Annotated in this window: 14 protein-coding genes; 5 read left to right on the forward strand and 9 right to left on the reverse strand. The window is 73.4% G+C overall.

The genetic code is table 11. The features are described from left to right. Window positions 1-206: 206 nt before the first annotated feature. Genes ACULK4_RS04770 through ACULK4_RS04780 form a run of 3 tightly spaced genes read right to left on the reverse strand, consistent with a single transcriptional unit; the run spans window position 207 to window position 3,535 of the window. Window positions 207-1,103, reverse strand: coding sequence for a sugar phosphate isomerase/epimerase family protein (locus ACULK4_RS04770; protein WP_445965796.1), 897 nt, complete (start codon window positions 1,101-1,103; stop codon window positions 207-209). Then, window positions 1,100-2,335: a DUF993 family protein gene (locus ACULK4_RS04775; RefSeq protein WP_445965795.1), complete on the reverse strand. Its 1,236-nt coding sequence runs from the start codon at window positions 2,333-2,335 to the stop codon at window positions 1,100-1,102. The genes ACULK4_RS04770 and ACULK4_RS04775 overlap by 4 nt, the downstream gene beginning before the upstream one ends. A gap of 3 nt (window positions 2,336-2,338) precedes the next feature. Further along, window positions 2,339-3,535, reverse strand: a complete 1,197-nt coding sequence (locus ACULK4_RS04780) for a Gfo/Idh/MocA family protein (RefSeq protein ID WP_445965939.1) — start codon at window positions 3,533-3,535, stop codon at window positions 2,339-2,341. 435 nt (window positions 3,536-3,970) lie between these two features. On the opposite strand from ACULK4_RS04780, the gene ACULK4_RS04785 reads away from it, so the two are divergent. After that, entirely contained in the window at window positions 3,971-10,339 is a 6,369-nt protein-coding gene (locus ACULK4_RS04785; RefSeq protein ID WP_445965794.1) for a rhamnogalacturonan lyase family protein, read from the forward strand. A gap of 55 nt (window positions 10,340-10,394) precedes the next feature. Here ACULK4_RS04785 and ACULK4_RS04790 read toward each other — a convergent pair whose 3' ends face one another. Next, window positions 10,395-11,438 carry a LacI family DNA-binding transcriptional regulator gene (locus ACULK4_RS04790; protein WP_445965793.1) on the reverse strand — a complete coding sequence of 348 codons (1,044 nt, stop codon included), beginning with the start codon at window positions 11,436-11,438 and terminating at the stop codon, window positions 10,395-10,397. Window positions 11,439-11,653: 215 nt separating this feature from the next. Between ACULK4_RS04790 and ACULK4_RS04795 the strand changes: the two genes are divergently transcribed. Both ACULK4_RS04795 and ACULK4_RS04800 read left to right on the forward strand, forming a co-directional pair. Beyond that, a complete protein-coding gene (locus ACULK4_RS04795) occupies window positions 11,654-12,997 on the forward strand; it encodes a Gfo/Idh/MocA family protein (RefSeq protein ID WP_445965792.1) in 1,344 nt (447 codons plus the stop codon). A 225-nt stretch (window positions 12,998-13,222) separates the two neighbouring features. Beyond that, window positions 13,223-14,272, forward strand: a complete 1,050-nt coding sequence (locus ACULK4_RS04800; RefSeq protein ID WP_445965791.1) for a DUF2510 domain-containing protein — start codon at window positions 13,223-13,225, stop codon at window positions 14,270-14,272. 40 nt (window positions 14,273-14,312) lie between these two features. Here the strand turns inward: ACULK4_RS04800 and ACULK4_RS04805 are convergent, their stop codons facing one another. From ACULK4_RS04805 to ACULK4_RS04825, 5 genes are read right to left on the reverse strand one after another with little or no spacing between them, the layout of a single operon-like run. Beyond that, entirely contained in the window at window positions 14,313-15,503 is a 1,191-nt protein-coding gene (locus tag ACULK4_RS04805) for an MFS transporter (RefSeq protein ID WP_445965790.1), read from the reverse strand. 1 nt (window position 15,504) lies between these two features. Beyond that, a complete protein-coding gene (locus tag ACULK4_RS04810) occupies window positions 15,505-17,061 on the reverse strand; it encodes an aldehyde dehydrogenase (NADP(+)) (RefSeq protein WP_445965789.1) in 1,557 nt (518 codons plus the stop codon). After that, a complete protein-coding gene (locus ACULK4_RS04815) occupies window positions 17,058-18,170 on the reverse strand; it encodes a mandelate racemase/muconate lactonizing enzyme family protein (RefSeq protein WP_445965788.1) in 1,113 nt (370 codons plus the stop codon). Before ACULK4_RS04815 ends, ACULK4_RS04810 begins: the two co-directional genes overlap by 4 nt. Further along, window positions 18,167-19,198: a 5-dehydro-4-deoxyglucarate dehydratase gene (locus ACULK4_RS04820; RefSeq protein WP_445965787.1), complete on the reverse strand. Its 1,032-nt coding sequence runs from the start codon at window positions 19,196-19,198 to the stop codon at window positions 18,167-18,169. The genes ACULK4_RS04815 and ACULK4_RS04820 overlap by 4 nt, the downstream gene beginning before the upstream one ends. Continuing rightward, window positions 19,195-20,208, reverse strand: coding sequence for an NAD-dependent epimerase/dehydratase family protein (locus tag ACULK4_RS04825; RefSeq protein WP_445965786.1), 1,014 nt, complete (start codon window positions 20,206-20,208; stop codon window positions 19,195-19,197). Before ACULK4_RS04825 ends, ACULK4_RS04820 begins: the two co-directional genes overlap by 4 nt. A gap of 118 nt (window positions 20,209-20,326) precedes the next feature. Here ACULK4_RS04825 and ACULK4_RS04830 point away from each other — a divergent pair, with 118 nt between their 5' ends. Both ACULK4_RS04830 and ACULK4_RS04835 read left to right on the forward strand, forming a co-directional pair. Next, entirely contained in the window at window positions 20,327-21,355 is a 1,029-nt protein-coding gene (locus tag ACULK4_RS04830) for a LacI family DNA-binding transcriptional regulator (protein ID WP_445965785.1), read from the forward strand. Continuing rightward, a complete protein-coding gene (locus ACULK4_RS04835; protein ID WP_445965784.1) occupies window positions 21,352-22,812 on the forward strand; it encodes a M24 family metallopeptidase in 1,461 nt (486 codons plus the stop codon). The genes ACULK4_RS04830 and ACULK4_RS04835 overlap by 4 nt, the downstream gene beginning before the upstream one ends. Window positions 22,813-22,832: the final 20 nt, after the last annotated feature.

A 22,832-nucleotide genomic window follows, 5' to 3' on the forward strand; every position in this document is an offset into this window, starting at 1 on the left:
CGTGTCTGGACCGTGTGCGGACATTCCCACCGACTCACGCGAAATCGCCCGCTCGGGTCGCGGCAGCGGGCCGTTTCGCGTGAGTCATGTCGTGGTGTCGGTCGGACCATTGTCTCGACTCACGCGAAAACGCCCGCTTTGGTCGCGGCGGCGGGCGTTTTCGCGTGAGTCGGTGGTGCGGGGCGGGGGCGAGTGGACCCAGGGGGTCAGCTCGACGGCGACGGCACCGGCGCGGGCGCGGGCGCGAGGTGCGGGGCGACGACGGCGTCGAAGGATGCCGCGGTGCGGGCCACCACGTCGGCGAAGGGCGCCGCCCAGATGTCGGCGTTGAAGAGCTCGACCTCGATGTCGCGGTCGTACCCCGTCGCCTCGACGGCGCGCGTGAACGCCGCGAAGTCGATCACGCCGTCGCCCGGGTAGTGGCGGCCGAGCAGCACGTCGGCGGGCAGCGGCGTGGCCCAGTCGCACACCTGGTAGCTCGCGATGCGGCCCTCGCGGCCGGCGCGGGCGACCTGGTCGAGCACCTCCGGATCCCACCACACGTGGAACGTGTCGACCTCGACGCCGACGACCTCGGGCGCGAACGGCGCGGCCAGGTCGAGCGCCTGCTTCAGCGTCGACACGACCGCGCGGTCGGAGACGTACATCGGGTGCAGCGGCTCGATCGACAGCTGCACCCCGGCCGCCTCGGCGTCGGGCGCGAGCTCGGCGAGCGCGTCGGCCACACGCGAGCGCGCGCCGGCCAGGTCGTTCGACCCCCCGGGGATGCCGCCCGCGACGAGCACGAGCACGGCCGTCGAGCGGTCCGCGCCGGCCGCGGCGAGCGTGGCGGTCTCCTCGATCGCGCGACGGTTGTCGTCGATCGACGCGCGCCGCTCCGGACCCTCCGGCATCGTGAAGAAGCCGCCGCGGCAGAGGCTCGTGAAGCGCAGCCCCGAGTCGGTGAGTCGAGCGGATGCCTCGGCGAGCCCGACCGCGTGCACCGGCTCGCGCCACAGGCCGATCGCCTGGTATCCGCCCGCGGCCGTGACGTCGAGCGCGTCCTGCAGCGAGGCGTGCTTGATGGTGGCCTGGTTCAGCGACAACCGGGGGTGCGCGTTCATGCGGGCACCGCCTCGGAGGCGCGGCCGACCCGGGCCGGGTCGGTGGGCGCGGCGGGTGCGGCATCCGACGCCGACGTCCCGACGCCGTTGATCGTGAGCAGTTCGTGCCAGCGGGCGGCCGCGAGCTCGGGCCGCTCGAGCGCACCCGAGCCGTTGGCGAGCTCGACGATGCGCGAGAGGTGCGGGAGGCTGCGCGCGGCGTGCAGGCCGCCGACCATCTGGAAGGCGGGCTGGTGGCCGTTCAGCCACGACAGGAACGCCACCCCCGTCTTGTAGTAGTACGTCGGCGCCGCGAACACCTGGCGCGAGAGCTCCTCGGTCGGCCCGAGGATGCGGCGGTACTCGGCGACGTCGCCCGCGTCGAGCGCCTGGATGGCGGCCGATGCATTCGGGGCGAGCGCCGCGAACGCGCCGAGCAGCGCGTCGGAGTGCCCCTGCTCGTCGCCCTCGATGAGGCCGACGTAGTGGAAGTCGTCGCCCGTGAACATACGAGCGGTGTCCGGCAGGCGGCGGCGCACCGAGACCTCGGCGTCGGCGTCGAGCAGGCTCATCTTGACGCCCTGCACCTTGTCGCGGTTCGCCTCGATGACCTGCAGGAGCGTCGCGGATGCGGCATCCGTATCGGTCGAGCCGAAGTAGCCCTCGAGCGCCGGGTCGAACGCGGTGCCGAGCCAGTGCAGCACGACCGGCGCACCGGCGGCGGCGAGCACCTCGCGGTAGACGCGGCGGTAGTCGTCGGCGCTCCGGGCCGCCTTCGCCAGGTGCCGGCTCGCCATGAGCACGGCGCCGGCACCCGCGTCCTCGGCGTGGTGCAGCTGCTCCTTGTAGGCGTCGATCACCTGCTCGAGGGAGAGGGGCTCGTCGCCGACGTGGTCCGTATTCACGCCGACGACGAGGCTTCCGCCCGCCGACGCCGCTTCGGCGGCGCTGCGGGAGATGAGTTCGCGCGTCGCGGCCGCATCGAGGCCCATGTTGCGCTGCGCGGTGTCCATGGCGTCGGCGACGCCGAGGCCCCACGACCAGACGTGGTGGCGGAAGGCGAGGGTCGCATCCCAGTCGATCTCGGCCGGCTGCCCCGGCGTGTTGTCGGCGTGCGCCTTCGGCACGACGTGCGCGGCGGCGTAGGCGACGCGCGCCTCGAGCGGGCGGCGCGGCTTCGCGAACGCCGGCGCCGGGGCGAGTGCGACGGCGCGCGTCGTGCCGTCGGCGTCGAGGAGGGTGAGCGCGGTCATCGGTCAGCGCACCGTCCCGGCGACCGCCGACTCCGCGGTGACGGATGCCGCGGCATCCGTCGTCTCGTCGGCGCCGAGCGACACCTCGGGCACGTCGATGCGTCGGCCCGTCTTCGACGACTCGAGGCCGAGCTCGGCGAGGAGCATGCCGCGTGCCCCGGCGAGGAAGTCGTAGTGGTTCGGGGCGTCCTCGACGACATGGCGGATGAAGTCCTCCCACTGCGTCTTGAAGCCGTTCTCGAACTCGACGGTCGTCGGCACCTCGATCCAGTCCTGCGCGTAGTCGTGGTCGTCGGCCAGGTCGGGGTTCCACACGGGCTTCGGGGTCGCGTTGCGCGGCTGGATCTTGCAGCCGAAGAGGCCCACGACGGCCGAGCCGAGCGTGCCGTCGACCTGGAACTCGACGAGCTCGTCGCGGTTCACGCGCGTGGTCCAGCTCGAGTTGAGCTGCGCGGTGATGCCGCCGGCGAGCTCGAAGACGGCGTAGGCCGCGTCATCCGCCGTCGCCTGGTAGCGCTGCCCCTTCTCGTCGACGCGCTCGGGGATCTCGGTGACCGCCTTCGCGTAGACCGACTCGACGCGGCCGAACAGGTTCTCGAGCACGTAGTTCCAGTGCGGGAACATGTCGACGACGATGCCGCCGCCGTCCTCGGCGCGGTAGTTCCAGCTCGGGCGCTGCGACGGGTGCCAGTCGCCCTCGAACACCCAGTAGCCGAACTCGCCCCGCACGCTCAGGATGCGGCCGAAGAAGCCGGAGTCGACCAGGCGCTTGAGCTTCTGCAGGCCCGGGAGGTAGAGCTTGTCGTGCACGACGCCGTTCTTGATGCCGGCGGCCTCGGCCAGCTCGGCCAGCTCGAGCGCGTCGGCGTAGGACTCGGCCGTCGGCTTCTCGGTGTAGATCGCCTTGCCGGCCGCGATCGCCTTCTTGATCGCGGCGGCGCGGGCCTTGGTGACGAGGAAGTCGGCGTAGACCTGCCAGCGGTCGTCGGCGAGCGCGGCGTCGAGGTCGGTCGTGTAGTGCTCGATGCCGTGCTTGGCGGCGAGCTCGGCGAGCTTCTTCTCGCTCCGGCCGACGAGGATGGGCTCGACCTGCACGCGCGTCTCGCCGTCGGCGAGGAGCACGCCGCCCTGCTCGCGGATGGCGAGGATCGAGCGCACGAGGTGCTGGCGGTATCCCATGCGGCCGGACACGCCGTTCATGATGATGCCGATGGTCTTCGGGGTCGTCGTGTCTGCCACGGTGGTGTTCCTCTTCGAGCCGGGAGCGGGTGACGAGCCGAGCCGTGGTGCCGGCCGCCGCGCCGCTGCGGGAAAGCGTTTACCCGAGTGTAGATCACGCTGCGGGGATCGCGCAACACCACGTTCGCGTCATCCGCTCGCCCTCGTGCCCAGGGGACGCGACACGCCGCCGGCGCCTGGCGACTGACGGCGTGTTGCGTCCCTGGGGAGGCGATCCTCTTGCGGGGGCGGGATGCGGCGTGTCAGGATGGCGCCCACGATCCGGAATGCGCTTTCCGATTCCGGATCGGTGCCGGGGGCGAGTCCGTACGAGCCCGGTTCAGCGCGTGAACGGATGCCGCGACGCCGCGGCGCACGTCACGCGCATCCTTTGCCAGTGCTGTCCGAGGAGGAACCGTGCCCTACCCATCCGCGCGCGCACATCGCGCCGATGACCTGAATCCGACGCCGCGTGCGGCGAACCCGCCCGGAGCACCGCGCCGGCGAGCCGCACGAGCGATCGCGGCCGGCGCCGCGTTCGCCGTGGTCGGCTCGCTGCTGTCCGCCACCCCGGCCATGGCCGCCGGCCTCGAGCCGGGCGAGGACGGCGCGTACCGCTTCGACTTCGGCACCGCGACGAGCCCCGTGGCCGAGGGCGCCGTGCAGGTCACCGAGGCCACTCGCTACGCTGCGGAGGCCGGGTTCGGTCCGGTCCCGGCCGACGGCGCCGGGCTGATCTCGCGGTGGCGCCAGACCGACGGCACCACGGTGGCCGTCGACGCCATGAACAACGACTTCGTCGCGGGCGCGGCCTGGGAGTTCCTCGCCGACGTGCCCGACGGCGAGTACGACGTCACGGTGCTCTCGGGCGACGAGCTCGCGGGCACCTCGAGCACCGCGACCTCCGTGCAGCTCGAGGGCGTGGACGCCGGCCGCATCACGAGCCGCCAGGCCGTCGCGTCGCAGACCTTCCGCACCGTCGTCGCCGACGGACAGCTCACCGTCGGGCTCTCCGGCTCGGGCGTCGGGGCATACGTGAACGGCATCGTCGTCCAGCCCGTCGTGCCCGAGGCCCCGGCGACGCCGGCCGATGTCGCCGTGACGCGCATCGCCCACGACGGCGTCGAGCTGACGTGGACGCCCGTCGACGCGGCATCCGCCTACCGCGTGCACCGCGCCGACGTCGCGCTCGACGAGCAGGGACAGCCCGTGATCGGCACCCCGACGCTGCTCGCCGAGGTGACGGATGCGGCCTACGCCGACGTCTCGGTCGAGGTGGGCGGGTCGTACGCGTACTCGATCAGCGCGGTCGGCGCCGACGGCCTCGAGTCGCCGCGCAGCGAGCCGCCGGCGCTGTCGGGCGAGATCCCGCCGCTGCAGCCGCCGACCGCGCCCGCCGACGTCGCGGTCGCCCAGGTGGCGCGCGACGGCGTCACCCTGACCTGGAGCGCCGTCCCGAACGCCGCCGAGTACGTCGTCGAGCGAGCGGATGCCGCGGACGGTGCGTTCACCGAACTCGCGGTCGTCACCGAGCCCGGGTACCTCGACGCCGGCGCCGACACCGAGCTGCCGTGGTTCTACCGCGTGACGGCTCGGAACGAGGCCGGCGCCTCCGAGGCATCCGTCGTCGTCGAGTCGCCCGTGTACGACGCACCCGACCCGCTGCCCGCGGGCGACACGGTCACGTTCGACTTCGGTCCCGGCGCGGTCGCCGACGGCGCCCTGCCCGTGACCTCCGGCACCGCCTTCGACGCCGAGTGGGGCTACGGCTTCACGGTCGCGCCGACCGCGGCGCCGGCCGACGTCGACCGCGGCGGCGACGACGCGGTGCGCAGCGACTTCGTGCTCGCCCAGGGCGGCACGTTCGAGGTCGACCTCGGCGCCGGCGACTACTCGGTCGCGCTGGTCGCGGGCGACGCCGAGGCCGCGAGCTCGATCGCGATCACGGCCGAGTCGATGGCGAAGGTGCAGGTCGCGCCGAAGGCGGCGGGGGAGTACCTCGCGATGTCCTTCCCGATCGCGCTCGTCGACGGCCGCCTCACGCTCCAGGTGACGGGCGACGCCGCCGCGCTCAACTCGCTCACGATCACCCGCCAGGCGCCGCGCCTCGCGGGCGCCGAGCCGACCGTGTACCTCGCGGGCGACTCGACCGTGCAGACGTACGACCCGATCGCGTGGGCGCCGCAGGCCGGCTGGGGCCAGATGTTCGACCGCTTCCTCGGCGACGGCGTGAACGTCGCGAACCACGCGATCGGCGGCCGCAGCTCGAAGAACTTCATCAGCCAGGGCCGTCTCGACGAGATCCTCCGCGCGGTGCGCCCCGGCGACTACCTGTTCGTGCAGTTCGGCCACAACGACGCCACGCAGGGCGTCGACGACCGGTACGCGAGCCCCGCCGACTACAAGGAGTACCTGCGGGTCTACGTCGACGGCGTGCGCCAGCGCGGCGGGACCCCGGTGCTCGTCACGCCCGTGTCGCGCCGCAGCTTCGATGCGACCACCGGGCTCTTCAACGTCAGCTTCCCCGAGTACGTGGCGAAGATGACCGAGCTCGCGGTCGAGGAGGACGTGCTCCTCGTCGACCTGTCGGCCTCCAGCCGCGCCTACCTCGACGCGATCGGGCCCGAGGCCGCGAAGGCCGTGTTCCTGCACGTCGATCCGGGCATCTTCCCGAACCGTCCGGCGGGCATCGCCGACGACACGCACTTCCAGGAGTACGGCGCCATCCAGATGGCCCGGCTGGTCGCGCAGGACGTCCGTGGGCTCGACGACCCGCTCGCGGCATCCGTCGTCGACGTCGAACCGCCCGCCGAGGTGCCGCCGGCGCCGACGAACCTCGTGGCCGGCGCGATCTCCAACGCCGGTGCGGTGCTGCAGTGGGACGCCGCGGCCACGGCCGACATCTACAGGATCCACCGGCAGCTCGTCGGCGACCCCGAGGACACGTGGTCGCTCGTCGGCACCACGACGCAGACCAGCTCGATCGTGCAGGGCCTCATCGAGGGCGCGACGTACCGCTACTACGTCGTCGCCGTGAACGGACGCGGCGACTCCGCGGCATCCGACACCGTCACCTTCACGACCAAGCAGGCGCGCTGGAAGTTCGACTTCGGCCCGGTGGGGCAGCCGCTCATGCCGGGGTACACCGACGTGAACCGCACGACTGCGTACGACGAGGAGCGTGGCTTCGGCTTCGCGGCCATCGGCCACCTCGGCGACCGCGACCGCGGATCGACCGACGGCGTGCCGAACGACCTGCAGCGCGACTTCGTGCTGCCGGGCGACTCGGCGGAGTTCCTGCTCGACGTGCCCAACGGCACGTACTCGGTGAAGACGTACTCGGGCGACTGGATCGGCTCGACCCGCACGAACTTCGACCTCGAGGGTCGCAGCTTCGGGTCGGGCAACGCCGGTCGTGCGAGCGTGAACGAGTCGGTGCGCGGGCCGGTGCTCGTCACCGACGGGCAGCTCACCGTGCGCATCCACGGCGCCGCCGCGGGCACGCGCATCAACGGCCTCGAGGTCACGCCCATCCTGCTGGGGCCGACCGGCCTCGAGGTGACGGATGTCGCGGCCGACCCCGACGCGCCGGGCGTCTCGCTCGCGTGGGACGCGGAGGACGACCTCACCTGGAGGGTGTACCGCCAGAGCGAGCACGAGTCCGAGCCGCAGTTCATCGGCGCGGTCGACGAGCCCTCGTTCACGGATGTCACGGGCCGCATCGGCCTCGACTACCGGTACCACGTGACCGCGGTCGACCAGACCGGGCTCGAGTCGGTGCCGTCGGGCACCGCGGAGGTCTCGCTGGTCGACCCCGACGTCGAAGCGCCGGGTGCACCCACGGGGCTCACGCTGGAGTCGATCGAGGACCGCTCGCTCGAGCTGTCGTGGTCGCAGCCGGTCGACGCGCTCTACTACCTCGTGTTCCGCTCCGAGGTCGCGGGCGAGGACGGCGAGCTCGTCGGCCTCGCCGAGGCGCCCCGGTTCACGGACGCCGACGTGCTCACCACCATCCCGTACTTCTACCGGGTCGTGGCGGTGAACGCGGGCGGCTCGTCCGCGGCATCCGACGAGTTCGAGACCCCCGCCCCCACGGTGCTGCAGCGCCAGGCGGAGTACCTCGACCGGGCGCCCACGGCGGTGGCCGTCGACGGCGGCGTGCTGGTGTCGTGGCGCATGCTCGGGACCGACCCGGATGCGATCGGCTTCCACGTCTACCGCGACGGGGAGCGGATCACCGGTGAGCCGATCACGGAATCGACGAACCTGCTCGACGCCGACGGCACGGGCGAGTCGACGTACTTCGTGACCGCAGTGCTCGACGACCGCGAGGTCACCGAGACCGGCGAGTTCGGCGTGCGCGACGCGTCGTACCTGTCGGTGCCGCTGGACAAGCCCGCCGACGCGTACACGAAGGACGGCCAGCCGTACACGTACTCGGCGAACGACACGAGCGTCGGCGACGTCGACGGCGACGGGCAGTACGAGCTGTTCGTGAAGTGGTACCCGTCGAACGCGAAGGACAACTCGCAGGCCGGCTACACCGGCAACGTCCTGCTCGACGCGTACCGGATGGACGGCACCAGGCTCTGGCGGATGGACCTCGGTCCGAACGTGCGGGCCGGCGCGCACTACACGCACTTCATGGTCTACGACCTCGACGGCGACGGCCGAGCCGAGGTGACCCTGAAGACCGCGGACGGCACGATCGACGGCGTCGGCCAGCCCATCGGCAACGCCGCCGCCGACCACCGCAACAGCTCGGGCTACGTGCTGCAGGGACCGGAGTTCCTGACGGTGTTCGACGGTGAGACGGGCGCGGCGATCGACACGATCGACTACGTGCCCGCGCGCGGCGACGTCGGGTCGTGGGGCGATTCGTACGGGAACCGGGTGGACCGGTTCCTCGCGGGCGTGGCCTACCTCGACGGCGAGACGCCGAGCGTGCTGTTCAGCCGCGGGTACTACACCCGCGCCGTGGTCGCCGCCTACGACTTCGACGGGCAGCAGCTCGTCGAGCGGTGGGTGATCGACTCCGACGAGCCGGGTTCCGAGGGCCTCTACGGGCAGGGCAACCACAGCCTCGCGGTGGCCGACGTCGACGGCGACCAGAAGGACGAGGTGCTCTTCGGATCGGCGACGATCGACGACGACGGCGAGCTGCTCTACTCGACGGGCCTCGGCCACGGCGACGCGCAGCACGTCAGCGACCTCGACCCGTCGCGTACCGGCCTCGAGGTGTTCAGCGCCCACGAGGACATGGGCTCCGCGGGCAACCGCGGCGCGACGATGCGCGACGCGCGGACCGGCGAGATCCTGTGGGACATCCCCGCGGATCGCGACACCGGCCGCGCGGCATCCGGCGACATCGACCCCCGCCACGCTGGTGCGGAGGCTTGGGCCGTCGGCGGCGACGCGGCGTGGAACTCGCGCACGGGCCAGCTGCGGTCGGCCACGGGCGAGCTCATCGCGAACGAGATCCCGGCGGCGAACTTCCTCGCCTGGTTCGACGGCGACGCGCTCCGGGAGATCGTCGACCACTCGTGGGACGCCGACACGTCGCAGGGCGTGCCGACCGTGTCGAAGTGGAACTGGGAGACCTCGTCGGAGGACGTGATCCTCACCGACGACGGCGCCCGGTCGAACAACGGCACCAAGGGCACGCCGAACCTCCAGGCCGACCTCTTCGGCGACTGGCGCGAGGAGATCGCATGGCGGAGCGCCGACTCGTCGGAGCTGCGCATCTACGCGACCACCGAGGAGACCGAGCTGCGGATCCGCACGCTCATGCACGACACGCAGTACCGCACGGCGGTCGCGTGGCAGAACACCGGCTACAACCAGCCGCCGCACCCGAGCTTCTTCATCGGGGACGGCATGGCCGAGCCTCCGGCGCCGCAGATCGCGGTCACCGCGGCTCCGGGCGGGCCGACGGATGCCACGGCGCCGGTCGTGACGGGCGTGCCGGCCGACGGCACGCTGCTGCCCGACTCGGGCGCGTTCACGGTGAGGGTCGCGGCGACGGACCCCGAGTCCGGCGTGCGCAACCTCGACCTCGCGTTCGACGGCGAGCCGGTCGCGCCCGGCCAGGTGATCCCGCTCGACGGGCTCGCCGGCACGCACACCCTCACGGTGCGCGCGGCGAACCACGCGGGGCTCGTGACCGCGTCGTCGGTGTCGCTGCTCGTGTACGAGGACGAGGGCGCGACGGAGGCGCCGGGCCGCGGCAGCCTCTCGTCGAACTCGGGTTGGGAGGACGGCCTGCACGACGGGTCGTTCACGATCTCGATGAACCTGTGGCACGGCGTCAACGGCTCCGTGTTCCGGCTCTACGAGGACGGCGAACTCGTGTCGACGCAGCTGCTCTCGCCCGATTCGCCGAACGCGCAGCTCGCGACGTTCGACGTGGCCGGCAAGGAGAACGGCGACTACGTCTACACGGGCGAGCTGGTGAACGCCGCCGGCACGACGGCCACCACGTCGGTGACGGTCAGGGTGCGGGATGCCGCGCCGGCGCCGCCCGTGCTCAGCCACGACAACCGCGACCGGGACGGCAACTACGTCGTCACCGCGAACCTGTGGTGGGGCACGAACGGCACGGCGTACCGGCTCTACGAGGACGGCGTGCTGATCGACGAGCAATCGCTGGTCGCGGCCTCGCCGAACGCGCAGTCGGCGTCGACGGCGATCGCGGGGCGTGCGCCCGGCGAATACGTGTACGTCGCCGAGTTCGTGAACGCGGCCGGGGTCACGGAGTCGAAGCCGATCACGGTTCGGGTGAAGTAGCGCCGGGATTCGGACGGGGTGGCGGGTGCTGCGGCATCCGCCACCCCGCCCGGCGTCAGCCGCGACGCGGCGTCGACTCGCGCAGCACGACCTCGGTGTGCACGGGAGTCTCGTCCTCGGCGGTGGCGTCGCCGAGCGCGAGGCGGATGGCGCGCCGGCCGACCTCCTCGAGCGGGATGCGCACGGTCGTCAGCGGCGGGGTCACGTCGCGCACCGTGGGGACGTCGTCGAAGCCCGCGACCGCGACATCCGTGCCGGGGGTGAGCCCCGCGTCGCGCAGGGCGGACATCGCGCCGACCGCCATGACGTCGTTCGCGGCGAACACGAGCTCGACGCCGTCGAGGCCCTGGCCGAGCAGCTCCTCCATGCCCGCGTAGCCGCCGTCGCGAGTGAAGTCGGGGCGGACGATGCGCTCGAGCGTGCCGCCGGTCGCCTCGAGGCCCGCCCGGAAGCCGGCGAGGCGCTCGTCGGCGGTGCGGATGCCCTCGACGCCCGTGATCGCGGCGAAGCGGCGGTACCCGAGGCCGGTGAGCTCGCGCGCGAGCGCCTCGGCGCCGGCCCGGTTGTCGAGCTGCACGGTTCGGAAGTCGAGGTCGGTCGTGCTGACGAAGGCGACGCGGCCGCCGTTGGACTCGTAGGCGCGAAGCTCCGCCTCGAGGGCGTCGTTGTTCGGGTCGCCCACGCGGCGCGACGCGGCGAGGATCATGACGCGCGGACGCTGGCCGCGCAGCGTGCGGACCAGCTCGAGCTCGCGCTCGGTGTCGCGCTCGGTCGCCGCCATGGTCACGATGAGGCGTTCGCGGTCGGCCTCGCTGACCACGCCCGCGGCGATCTGCGAGAAGTACGGGTCGGCGATGTCGGCGACGAGCAGCGCCACGGTGGTCGTGGTGCCGCGCGCGACGGCCTGCGCCGAGAGGTTGGGGGAGTAGTTGAGCTTGGCTGCGGCGGCGAGCACGCGCTGGCGGAACTCCTCATTGACCTTGCGGGTGCTGCCGTTCAGCGAGCGCGACGCGGTCGCGAGCGAGACTCCGGCCTCGCGCGCGACGTCGTGGAGGGTCGCGGGTGCGTGCCGCGTGGTGGGGGCTGCGTCGCCGGCCATGCTTCCTCCGATTCGGTCGCGCCCGGATGGGCGCCTCGATGCTATCGCCGCGTGCGGTGGAGCCCCGGGCCGTTTGGCCCGCGATGCACGAGATGGTAGAAATGGTAGCGCAGTGAGATAGCGCTTTCCCGTGTGAATCGACCGGATGCCGCAGGCCCGGCGATCGTGTGCGGACATCGCGTTCTCAGCCCACGGACACACGAGCGGAGCACGCGATGGCGCAGCGCGAACGGTACGGACTCATCGGTACCGGGAGCCGCGCCGGCATGTACGTGGGCGCTCTCTCCGGCACGATGCTCGGCGCCGAGCGCGTGCCCGACGTCGCCCGGCTCGTGGCGTGGAGCGACGTGAACCCCGGGCGGCTCGACGTGTACGAGCGCGAGGTCGTGGCATCCGGCGCCCCCGCCCCCGCCCGCTACGACGTCGCGGACCTCGGGCGCATGATCGCCGACGAACGCCTCGACCGCGTCATCATCACGACGCCGGACTTCACGCACGCCGACTACATCGTCCGCTCACTGCACGCCGGCGCCGACGTGGTCGTCGAGAAGCCGCTCACGATCGACGCCGAGAGCGTGCGCCGCATCGGCGCCGCCATCCGGGAGACCGGCCGCGAGGTCATCACGACCTTCAACTACCGCTACAGCCCGCGCAACTCGACCCTCCGGCGCGTGATCGCCGAGGGTCGCATCGGACAGGTCACGAGCGTGCACTTCGAGTGGGCGCTCGACACGGTGCACGGTGCCGACTACTTCCGGCGCTGGCACCGCGACAAGGCGAACTCGGGCGGGCTGTTCATCCACAAGGCGTCGCACCACTTCGATCTCGTCAACTGGTGGATCGCCGCGGCACCCGTGCGCGTCTTCGCGAGCGGCGGGCTGCGGTTCTACGGTGCCGAGAACGCCGCCGCCCGCGGGCTCGGCGCGCGGCCGGCGCGCGGCACGGGCACGGCAGGCGACCCGTTCGCGCTCGACCTCGCGAACGACGCTCGCCTCAAGGAGCTCTACCTCGACCAGGAGCACCACGACGGCTACCTCCGCGATCGCGACGTGTTCGACGCGGGCATCACCATCGAGGACAACCTCGCGGCCCTCGTCGACTACGACACGGGCGCGACGCTCAGCTACTCGCTCAACGCGCACGCCCCGTGGGAGGGCTACCGCGTCACCGTGAACGGCACCGAGGGCCGCGCCGAGCTCGAGGTCGTCGAACGCGGGGCCGTGCTCATCGGCGACGACGGGCGCGTCGTCGTCGACCCGAGCATGCATCCCGACCACTCGCCCGTCGACGAGGTGCGCCCCGACATCGAACGGCTCGTGGTGCAGCGGCACTGGGAGGGCGCGCAGGTCGTCGACATCCCCGAGGGCATCGGCAGCCACGGCGGCGGCGACGCGTACCTGCTGCGCCACCTCTTCGACCGGGTGACGGATGACGCGCCCCTCGGCCGCGTCGCCGGCTACGCCGACGGCGTGCGGGCGGTCTCGGTCGGCATCGCGGGCAACCGGTCGCTCGAGACGGGCGAGGCCGTCCGGGTCGCCGACCTCGACCTCGGGGTCTGACGCCGGATGCGGCGAGCGGATGCCGCGCGGCATCCGTGGGCCGGCTTCACGGGAGTCACCGCGATCCACAGGACGCATCGCGGGACTCCGGCCTGCGATTCGCGGGTTCTCCGGTAAACGGAGTGGAGTGGCGGGAGGGGAGGCGTGAGGGGGCCCGACCGCGGTGCTGGCGTCGAGGGTCTTTGGGCCCCACGGCGGAGCGTGCACGGTGGCAGGATTGCGCGCATGACCGATCCGACGAATGTTCCCGCGGGCTGGTACGACGACGGACGCGGGCAGCGACGCTACTGGGACGGCACGCAGTGGACGGAGCACACCGCGCCGCTCGCGAGCGCGGGCGCCTCTGCTGCTGCCGGGACCCCGGCCGACCAGGCCGCGACCCTGCCGTACGAGCGGCAGCCGGGCGCCGCGGATCCGTACGCGGCGACGTCGCAGTACGCGGTCGCGCCCGCCGGCGGCGCCGGATCGGGCGGATATCCCGGTCCCGGAGCACCTGGCGCGCCCGGCACGCCCGCCGGCCCGAAGAAGCTCAACGTGCTCGGCATCGTCGCGCTCGTGCTCGCCGTGATCGGCTTCATCCTCGCGTGCATCCCGTTCGTGCAGGTCATCGCGTGGATCGTGCTGCCGATCGCCTTCGTGCTGTCGCTGGTCGCGCTGTTCCTGGAAGGGCAGAAGTGGCCCGCGATCACGGGTCTCATCGTCTCGGTGCTCGGCGGCATCGTCGGCGCGCTCGTGTTCACGTTCGTGACCCTCGGCGTGCTCGGGCAGATCGCCGATTCCGACGTCATCCAGGACCGGATCGAGCAGGAGCTCGAGGAGGAGTTCGGCACGCCCGTCCCGACCGAGGGCGCCACCGACGAGGAGCCCGACGGCGGCACGCTGGACGGGCTGGCGTTCGGCGACACCATGGAGTGGGACGACGGCGTGACGATGACCGTGTCCGAACCCGAGCCGTTCACGCCGTCCGACCTCTCGGCGGGCGCCGACCAGGCGGTGGACCTGGTGTTCACGCTGACGATCACCAACGGCTCGTCCGAGAACGTGCAGCCGATCGTGTTGTCGACCCTGTCGTCGGGCGGCACCGAGGCGACGCGCATCTTCGACGTCGGCGCCGAGGGCGGCCAGGTCGGCATCCCCCCGACCACGGCGATCCTGCCCGGTGAGTCGGTCACGTGGCAGGAGGCATGGTCGGTCGCCGACGAGGCGTCGCTGACGATGCAGACGGCACCGTCGTTCCAGTACGAGCAGGTCGTCTTCACGAACGTGCCGCAGTAGGCCGTCGCGGTGACGGATGCCGCTGCATCCGTCACCGCGTTCAGGCGGCGGCGACGCCGTCGGCCGCCGTGCCGTCGATCGCGGGGGCGCCCTTGGGGTAGGCGACGAGCATCGCGCCGGAGACGATCCACACGACGCCGATCGCGACGATGAGCGGCTCCGCGCCGACGCCCGCGGCGAGTCCCGCGACGGCGGCGCCCGCGGCGGCGGCCGCGGCGCGCAGGCCGGCACCGACCGTGAACACCTGCGAGCGCAGCGCGGGCGGGCTCTGCTGCTTGCGGATGAGCAGCATTGCGGCGGCGCTGCCGGCCGTGAACACCCCGGAGACGCCGATCGCGAACGCCGCCCACCAGGGGCCGAGGTCCGCGACCGCGATCACGGTGAATGCGCCGGTCGCGGCGAAGCCGAGGCCCATCTCGACCTCGGGACGCAGCCGGCTCGGGCGGGCCGAGTTCCACAGGGCGCCGAGCAGGCCGCCGACGGCGAACGCGGTCACGATGATCGCGCCGTCGGCGGCGGCGCCGCTCCGGGCGACCGCGAGGGCGACGGCCGCGATCGCGAGCCCGCCGGCGCCGAACTGGCTGAGTGTGCCGCTCGCGGTGATGATCGCGAGCGGTCGGTGCGTGGCGATGTGGCGGAAGCCGGCGGCGATCGTGCGCAGCATCGACGATCGGTCGTGGTCGCCCGCGACGGGATGCAGGCGCAGTGGGATCGTGCCGAGCGCGCCCAGCAGCGCCGACGCCGCCATGAGGAGCGTGGCGACGCGCGCCGAGCCGAGCGCGGCCGCGGCGGCGACGGCGGCCGGCCCGGCGACCGCGCCGAGGTTGTACGCGAGCGCGTCGATCGCGTACGCCCGCCGCTCGTCGGGGATGCGTTCGGTGACGAAACTCGACAGCCCGCCGAACACGAACGGGGTCGCGGCGCCCGCGACGAGCAGCGCGATCGCGACCGCCCATGCCGGCACGGGCCCGAGGAACGCCGCGATCGCGTACGCGGCGGCGATCGTGAGTCCGGCCGCGGCGACGAGTCCGCCCGGCCTGGGGCTGCGGTCGAGCATGGCGCCCGCGACGGGCGCGGCGACGATCGACGGCCCCAGTGCGGCGGCGGCGAGCAGGCCGCCGAGCGCGACGTCGCCGAGCTGCTCGACCGCGAGCACGGGGATCGCGACGGTGATCCCGCCGACCGCGAGCCGTGGCGGGGTCGCCGCGATGAGGTAGGTGGCGACGCCCAACTCAGGCGTCCGGCGCGTCCGGTGCGTCCGGCGCGTCGGGTGCGGTCGTGCCGGCCGGGTGGGCCGCCGGGACGAGCACACCGTCGACGCGGCGGGGGATGCCGAGCGGGTTGCCGTCGCGCAGCTCGGCCGGCAGCGCGTCATCCGGTGCGTCCTGGAACGCGATCGGCCGGAGGAACCGGCGCATCGCCGTGACGCCGACCGAGGTGTGGATCGAGGTGGTCGCGGGCCACGGTCCGCCGTGCTGCTGCGCCCAGCTCACGGCGACCCCGGTGGGCCACCCGGCGAAGAGCACGCGGCCGGCGACCTCGGCGAGCACGTCGACGATGGGCGCGAGGTCCTCGCCGGGCTGCGCGTGGACGGTCGCGGTCAGGCTGCCGCCGACGGCGCGCACGGCGGCGAGGGCGTCCGCGACATCGGGATACTCGACGACGAGCGTCGAGGGGCCGAAGCACTCGTGCAGCAGCGCGCCGGGGTCGGCGATGACCGCGGCGGTGGTGGTGCGCAGCACGACCGGGGCTCCGGTGCCGGGCTGCTGGGCCGGGTCGCCGGCGACGACCTCGACGCCGTCGCGGCCCGCGAGCGAGCCGATGCCGCGCGCGAACGCGTCGGCGATGCCGTCGGTCAGCATCGGCATCGGGGCAGCGGATGCCGCGGCGACCACCGCACCGACACGTTCGGCGAAGCCCGACCCGGCGGGCACCAGCACGACGCCGGGGTTCGTGCAGAACTGGCCGGCGCCGAGCGTGAACGACCCGACGAGCCCGGCGGCGAGTTCGTCGGCGCGCGCGTCGAGTGCGTCGGCGGTGATGAGCACCGGGTTCACGGCGCTGAGCTCGCCGTAGAACGGGATCGGGTCGGGTCGGCCCGATGCGAGGTCGAACAGCGCGCGGCCGCCGTGGAGCGATCCGGTGAACCCCACCGCACGGATCTCGGGGTGCTGCACGAGCGCGACACCGGCGTCGTGCCCGACGACGTGGCCGAAGACACCCACTGGTGCGCCCGCCGCGACGAGCGCGTCGCCGACGACCTCGGCGGTGCGCGCCGACAGCCGCGGGTGCGCGGGGTGGCCCTTGACGATGACGGGGCAGCCGGCGGCGAGCGCGGAGGCGGTGTCGCCGCCCGCGACCGAGAACGCGAACGGGAAGTTCGACGCGCCGAACACCGCGACGGGCCCGAGCGGGCGCAGCATGCGCCGCAGGTCGGGCCGCGGCGGGATCGTCGCCGGGTCGGGGTGGTCGATCGTCGCCTCGAGGTACGAGCCCTCGAGGATCGCGTCGGCGAACAGCCGCAGCTGCGCGGTCGTGCGGGCGACCTCGCCGATCAGGCGCGCGGGGCCCAGACGGGTCTCCTCGTCGGCGATCGCGACGAGCTCGTCGCGCGCCGCGTCCAGCGCCGCGGCGGCGGCACGCAGCCAGTCGGCGCGCTCGGCGGCGGTCGAGGCGACGGTCACGGCGAACGCGCGGCGCGCGGCGGCGGCGGTCCGGTCGAGTTCGGCGGGTGTCGTGGCATCCGTCTCGGCAGGGCGGGTCGCGGCGGCGGCGGCGGTGTCGGTCATGGTTCCTCCGTGGGTCGAGCGGATGCCGCGGCATCCGTCTGCTCGCTCGTGAATCGTATGCCGAGCCCGTCACGACCGGTGGTGGACGCCGTGGCGCCCGACACGGCGACGGGCGACGGCTCGGCGAGTGCGTCGAGCGCGTCGAACGAGGCGTCCTCGACGGACTCGACGAGGTGGTCGCCGGGCAGGGTGAGCGCGAGCTGCGCCGAGAGCTCGATCAGCAGGTGCGGTGCGAGATCGACGCCGCCCTCGGCGGCGAGGCGGGCGATCCGCAGGAACGGCGTGATGCCGCCGACGCGCACGACGTTGGGTTGCACGACGTCGACCGCTCCCGCGTCGATGAACTCGGCGAAGCGGTAGCGGGTGTACAGGTTCTCGCCGAGCGCGACGGGCACGTCGATGCGGCGGCGCAGCTCGACGTGGGCGGCGAGGTCGTCGGCGCGCAGCGGCTCCTCGATCCAGGCGAGGTCGAACGCGGCGAGTTCGCCGATCGCGCGGTCGGCCCGTTCGAGGCTCCAGCGCTGGTTCGCGTCGATCATGAGCCGCCGGTCGGGGCCGATGACCTCGCGCACGGCGGCGATGCGCTCGACGTCGCGCGCGATATCCGGGCTGCCGACCTTGACCTTGACGGCGTCGAAGCCCGCGGCGACCCAGCGCTCGGCCTGTGCGACGAGCTCGTCGAGGGGGTAGTGCAGGTTCACGCCGCTGCCGTACACGGTCGCGGCGTCGTGTCGGCGGCCGATGAGGTCGGTGAGCGGCCGGCCCGCCCGGCGCCCGGCGAGGTCCCACAGCGCGAGGTCGAGGCCCGCCATCGCGATGGTCGTGATGCCGCCGCCGCCGCCCTCGTGCAGGTGGGTCCAGAGCGGGTCCCAGAGCACGCGGGCGTCGGCCTCGCGCCCGAGCGCGAACCGCCGGATGTCGTGGTCGAGGTGTGCGCGCACCGCCGCCGCGCCGATCGTGGGCGTCCACGAGAACCCGTGCCCGACCGCGCCGTCGGAGTCCTCGACGGCGACCTCGACGACCGAGAGGTCGTGCACGTCCGGGCCCCACGGGCGGCGGAGCGGGATCCGGATCGGCCGGGTCCCGATGCGGGCGATCGTCGCGGTCACCGCGCGGATGCCTCCGCGGGGGCGGCCGTGCCAGACGGCGGCGTGGCCGCGGCATCCGTCGGCGGAGCCACCGTCGCATCTGGCTCGCCCGCACCGAGGTGCTCGGCCAGCGCGAGACCGGAGTCGAGCAGCGCCGCGAGCCGGGCCTCCTGCTCGGGCGTCGGATCGACGAGCGGCGGGCGCACCGACCCGACCGGCAGTCCGCGCAGGCGCAGCCCGGCCTTGATGAGCGACACCCCGAAGCCCGGCGTCTCGTCGCGCAGCCGCACGAGCGGCGTGAAGAACTCGCGCAGGAGCGTCATCCGCACCGCCTCGTCGCCGTCGGCGTACGCGCGATAGTGCAGCGCCGCGAGTTCGGGGATCATCGCGAACGCCGCCGACGAGTACAACGGGATGCCGATGCCGCGGTACGCGCCCTGGCTGAGCTCGGCGGTCAGCAGCCCGTTGAAGAACGCCCAGTCGTCGCGCGCGGCCCGGGCGGCGAGGACGATCTCCTGTGCGAGGCCGATGTCGCCCGTGCCGTCCTTGAAGCCCACGACCTTCGGGTTCGCGGCGAGCCGGGTGATGGCGTCGGCGGTGTAGCGGGCGGTGCCGCGGTGGTAGACGATGAGGGGCAGGTCGGATGCCGCGGCGACCGACTCGACCCAGGCGACGAGCCCGTCGGTGGTGCCCGGCACGAGGTACGGCGGGAGGAGCAGGAGCCCGTCGGCGCCCGCGTCGGCCGCGCCCCGCGCGAGCTCGATCGCGTGGCCGAGCGGACCGCCGGCGCCGGCGATCACGGGAACGCGACCGGCGACGACGTCGACGCTCGTGCGGACCACGTCGATCACCTCGCGCGCGGAGAGGGCGTGGAACTCGCCCGTGCCGCACGCGGGGAACACGCCGCCCGGCCCGAACGGCAGTCGCGAGGCGACGTGCTGGGCGAGGACGTCGCGGTCGACGAGCCCGTCGGCGTCGAAGGGGGTGACGGGGAAGAACAGCACTCCGTCGAAGTCGAGACGTGCTGGTGCGGGCGTGGTCGCGGTCATGCGGTCCTCGTCTCCTTCGTGGCGGAGGTGTCCGCCGACTGATGCCGTTCGCGGCGAGTGATACCGCTGGAACGGTCACTCTCGGCGCGAACGGCATCACTCGGCGACGGTGCGGCGGGTACGGCAGCAGCGGATGCCGCGGCGAGCTCGCTGCGCCAGTCGCGGGTGGGGCGCCAGCCGAGCCGGTCGGCGGCCTTGCGGATCGAGAACACCGGCGCGGTGCCCTCGAGGGCGTCGGCGGCGGCGCCGAGCCCGGGGGCGAACTCGCGCCACAGCTCGGCGACGGGCCGCTCGGCGAGCGCGTCGGCCGCGCCGACGAAGAAGCCCTCGCCGTCGATCGCGTCGGCGGGCGCGGCCAGCCACGCGTCGACGAACCCGGCGACGTCGCGCGCGTCGACGTAGTTGAACAGGCTCACGGCGGCGAGCGCGGGGTCGGCGAGCCGTTCTGCGACGGTGTGTCCCTGCTGCGTGGGCGCGCCGGCCCATTCCTCGGGCGAGATGACGTAGCAGGGGCGGAAGAACCCGTACGCGCCGGCCGCCGTGCGGGCGAACATCCGCGCGGTCTCCTCGATGACCGCCTTCGACAGGGCGTAGGCGTTGGCGGGCTCGATCGGGTGGGTCTCGTCGATCGGCACCGCGGCGGCGCGCCACGCGGGGGAGGAGTACCCGATGAGGGTGGGGCTCGACGCGGCGAGCACGCGACCCACTCGGGCGGATGCCGCGGCCGAGAGCACGTCGTGCGCGAGCGCGGTGTTGGCGAGCAGGATGTCGCGCTCGGGCGCACTGAACGGCACGGCGATGCCGGCGAGGTGCACGAGTGCGTCGGGTCGGAGTTCGCCGATCGTCCGCGCGGCCGCCCCGGCGGCGGCCAGGTCGACCGTGTGCTCGTCGACGCCGTCCAGTCCGGCCGGGGCTCGGTCGAGCCCAGTGACCTCGTGGCCCGCGGCGGCGAGGCGGGTCGCGAGCGAGCGCCCGAGACGACCGGACGATCCGGTGACGACGACGCGCATGCGTGGGCCTTCCGACTTGAGAAACCGCTTTCTCCGCGAGAGCCTAGGCGAGCTATGGTTGCTCCGGCAAGCCGGTGACTACACTGGGGAACCGATTTCTCCGATCGAAGGAGCACGCATGGGCGAACGCAGTCGCGGCACCACGATCTCGGACGTCGCCGCGCACGCCGGCGTCTCGCCGGCGTCGGTGTCGCGCGTGCTGAACGGACGGCAGAGCGTCGATCCGGCGATCGTCCGCCGCGTGCAGGCGTCGATCGCGGCACTCGGGTACGCGCCGAGCGCCACCGCGCGCAGCCTCGTGAGCGGGCGCAACACCACCGTGGCGATGGTCGTGCCCGACCTCGAGAACCCGCTGTTCCAGGGCATCCTCAAGGGACTGAGCCTGGCCGCGGCCGCGGACGGATACCGCGTGCTCGTCGCCGACACCGCCGAACGCGTCGACGACGAGGAGTCCACTGCGATCGAGGCGCGCCAGCGGTGCGACGCGCTCGTGCTGTGCGCTCCCCGCATGCCCGAGGAGCGCCTCCGCCGCCTCGTGGACCGCGTCGCGCCGGTCGTGGTCGTGAACCGCCCGCTGCCCGACGTCGACGTGCCGATCGTGGGCGTCGACTACGTGCGCGGCATCCGCGACCTCGTCGACCACCTCGTGGCGCTCGGACATCGACACCTCGCATACGTGACGGGGCCGGAGACGAGCGCCTCGAACGCCGAGCGCCTACGCGGCGTCGACGAGGCGCTCGCGATGCATCCGGGTGTGCGCATCGACCGCATCCCTGGCGGGTCCCGCCCCGAGGAGGGCGAGGCCGTCGCAGGCGCCGTGCTCGACGCGCACCGCGACGGCGTGACCGCGGTCATCGCATTCAACGACCTCGTCGCGCTCGGCCTGCTCGCTCGGCTGCGCGAGCTCGGCGTCGACGTGCCCGGCGATCTGTCGGTCGCGGGCTTCGACGACGTGCCCATGTCGCGCTTCGCGACGCCGCGCCTGACGAGCATGTCGGTGCCGCGCACCGAGATCGGCGCCCAGGTGTGGGCGCGGCTCCGCACGCTCATCGGCGGCGGTCCGGTCGAGCACTCGGTGCTGTATCGCCCCCGGCTCGAGGCCCGCGAGAGCACGGCGGCGCCGGTGGCGGTCGGGGTGTCCGCGTGAGCGGGCTCGCGCCCGCGGCATCCGCTCTCGGCGTGGACCGCCCGGCCAAGCGCGCCCGCGTGCTCGAACTGCTCGACCGAGGCGGGGCGTCCGCGATCGTGCTGCGGTCGCACACGGCGGTCGCCTGGTACCTCGACGGGGCGCGCACGCATGTCTCGCTCGCCGGTGAGCCGGTCGCCGCGGTCGTGGTGCGGCCGGATCGCGACGAGGTGCGCGTGTTCGCGAACGAGGCCGAGCGGCTGCTCGTCGAGGAGCTCGGCGACGCTGCGGACCTCGATGTCGTACGCGTGCCGTGGCACGAGCCGCTCGTGCCGGCGAGCCTCGACGCGCTCGACGAGGCGGATGCCACGGCCGACCTCCGCGCCGCCCGAGCCGCGCTGCTGCCGGGCGAGCTCGCCCGCTACCGGGTGCTCTGCAGCCAGGTCGCCGAGGCGCTGACGGATGCCGCGCTCGCCGCGGAACCATCCGACACGGAGCGCGACGTCGCCGCGCGGCTCGCCGCCGATCTCGTCGAGCGCGGGATCGACCCCCTCGTGACGCTCGTCGCCGGTCGATCGCGGCTGGCCCACCGGCATCCGCTGCCCACCGACTCGCCGGTCGGCGACCGCGCGATGCTCGTCGTCTGCGGCCGCCGCCACGGACTCATCGCGAACGCCACCCGCTGGGTGCGGTTCGGCCCCGCCGACCCCGGCGAAGCGGATGCCATGCGCCGCATCCTCGACGTCGAGGCAGCATTCCTCGACGCCACCGTGCCCGGCTCGACGCTCGGCGATGTGTTCGCGGCAGGCACCGCCGGCTACGTCGCGAACGGGTTCGACCCCGACGAGTGGCGCAAGCACCACCAGGGCGGGGCTGCCGGGTACGCCGGCCGCGACCCGCGCGCCGTGCCCGGCGCCTCCGACATCGTGCAGCTCGGACAGGCGTTCGCCTGGAACCCGACCGCGCCCGGTGCGAAGGTCGAGGACACGGTGCTCATCGGTCCCGAGGGCGTCGAGGTTCTCACCGTCGACCCGCGCTGGCCGACGATGCGCGTGGCCGGCCGCGATCGGCCCGTCGACCTGGCTCGTCCTGCGCACGACAGCGGGGCCGCCTCGTCGTCGCCCATCTCCGGCCGGGTCGGCCAGGTCTTCATCCCCGTGCGCGAGCTGCCTCGGGCGGCTCGATGGTACGCGACGCTGCTCGGAAGCTCGAGCGGCCGGATCTCGCATGGCGACACCATCTGCGAGCTGCGGACCGAAGGCGCTGTCGGCGTCGCACTCGACGCGAATCAGCCCGATTTCGTCGCCGACGGGCCACCCCGGTTCTTCTGGTGGGCCGATGACCTCGTCGCGGTACGCGCACACCTGGAGTCGCTCGGCGTCGCACGACTGGGGGAGATCGTCGACATCGGCAGCGTCTCATTCATCCAGTTCGCCGACCCCGACGGGAACCGTCTCATGGTGTGCGCCCGCAACTGACCCGGATCGCCCGCGATGCC

It is taken from the genome of Agromyces selenitireducens (assembly GCF_052748465.2).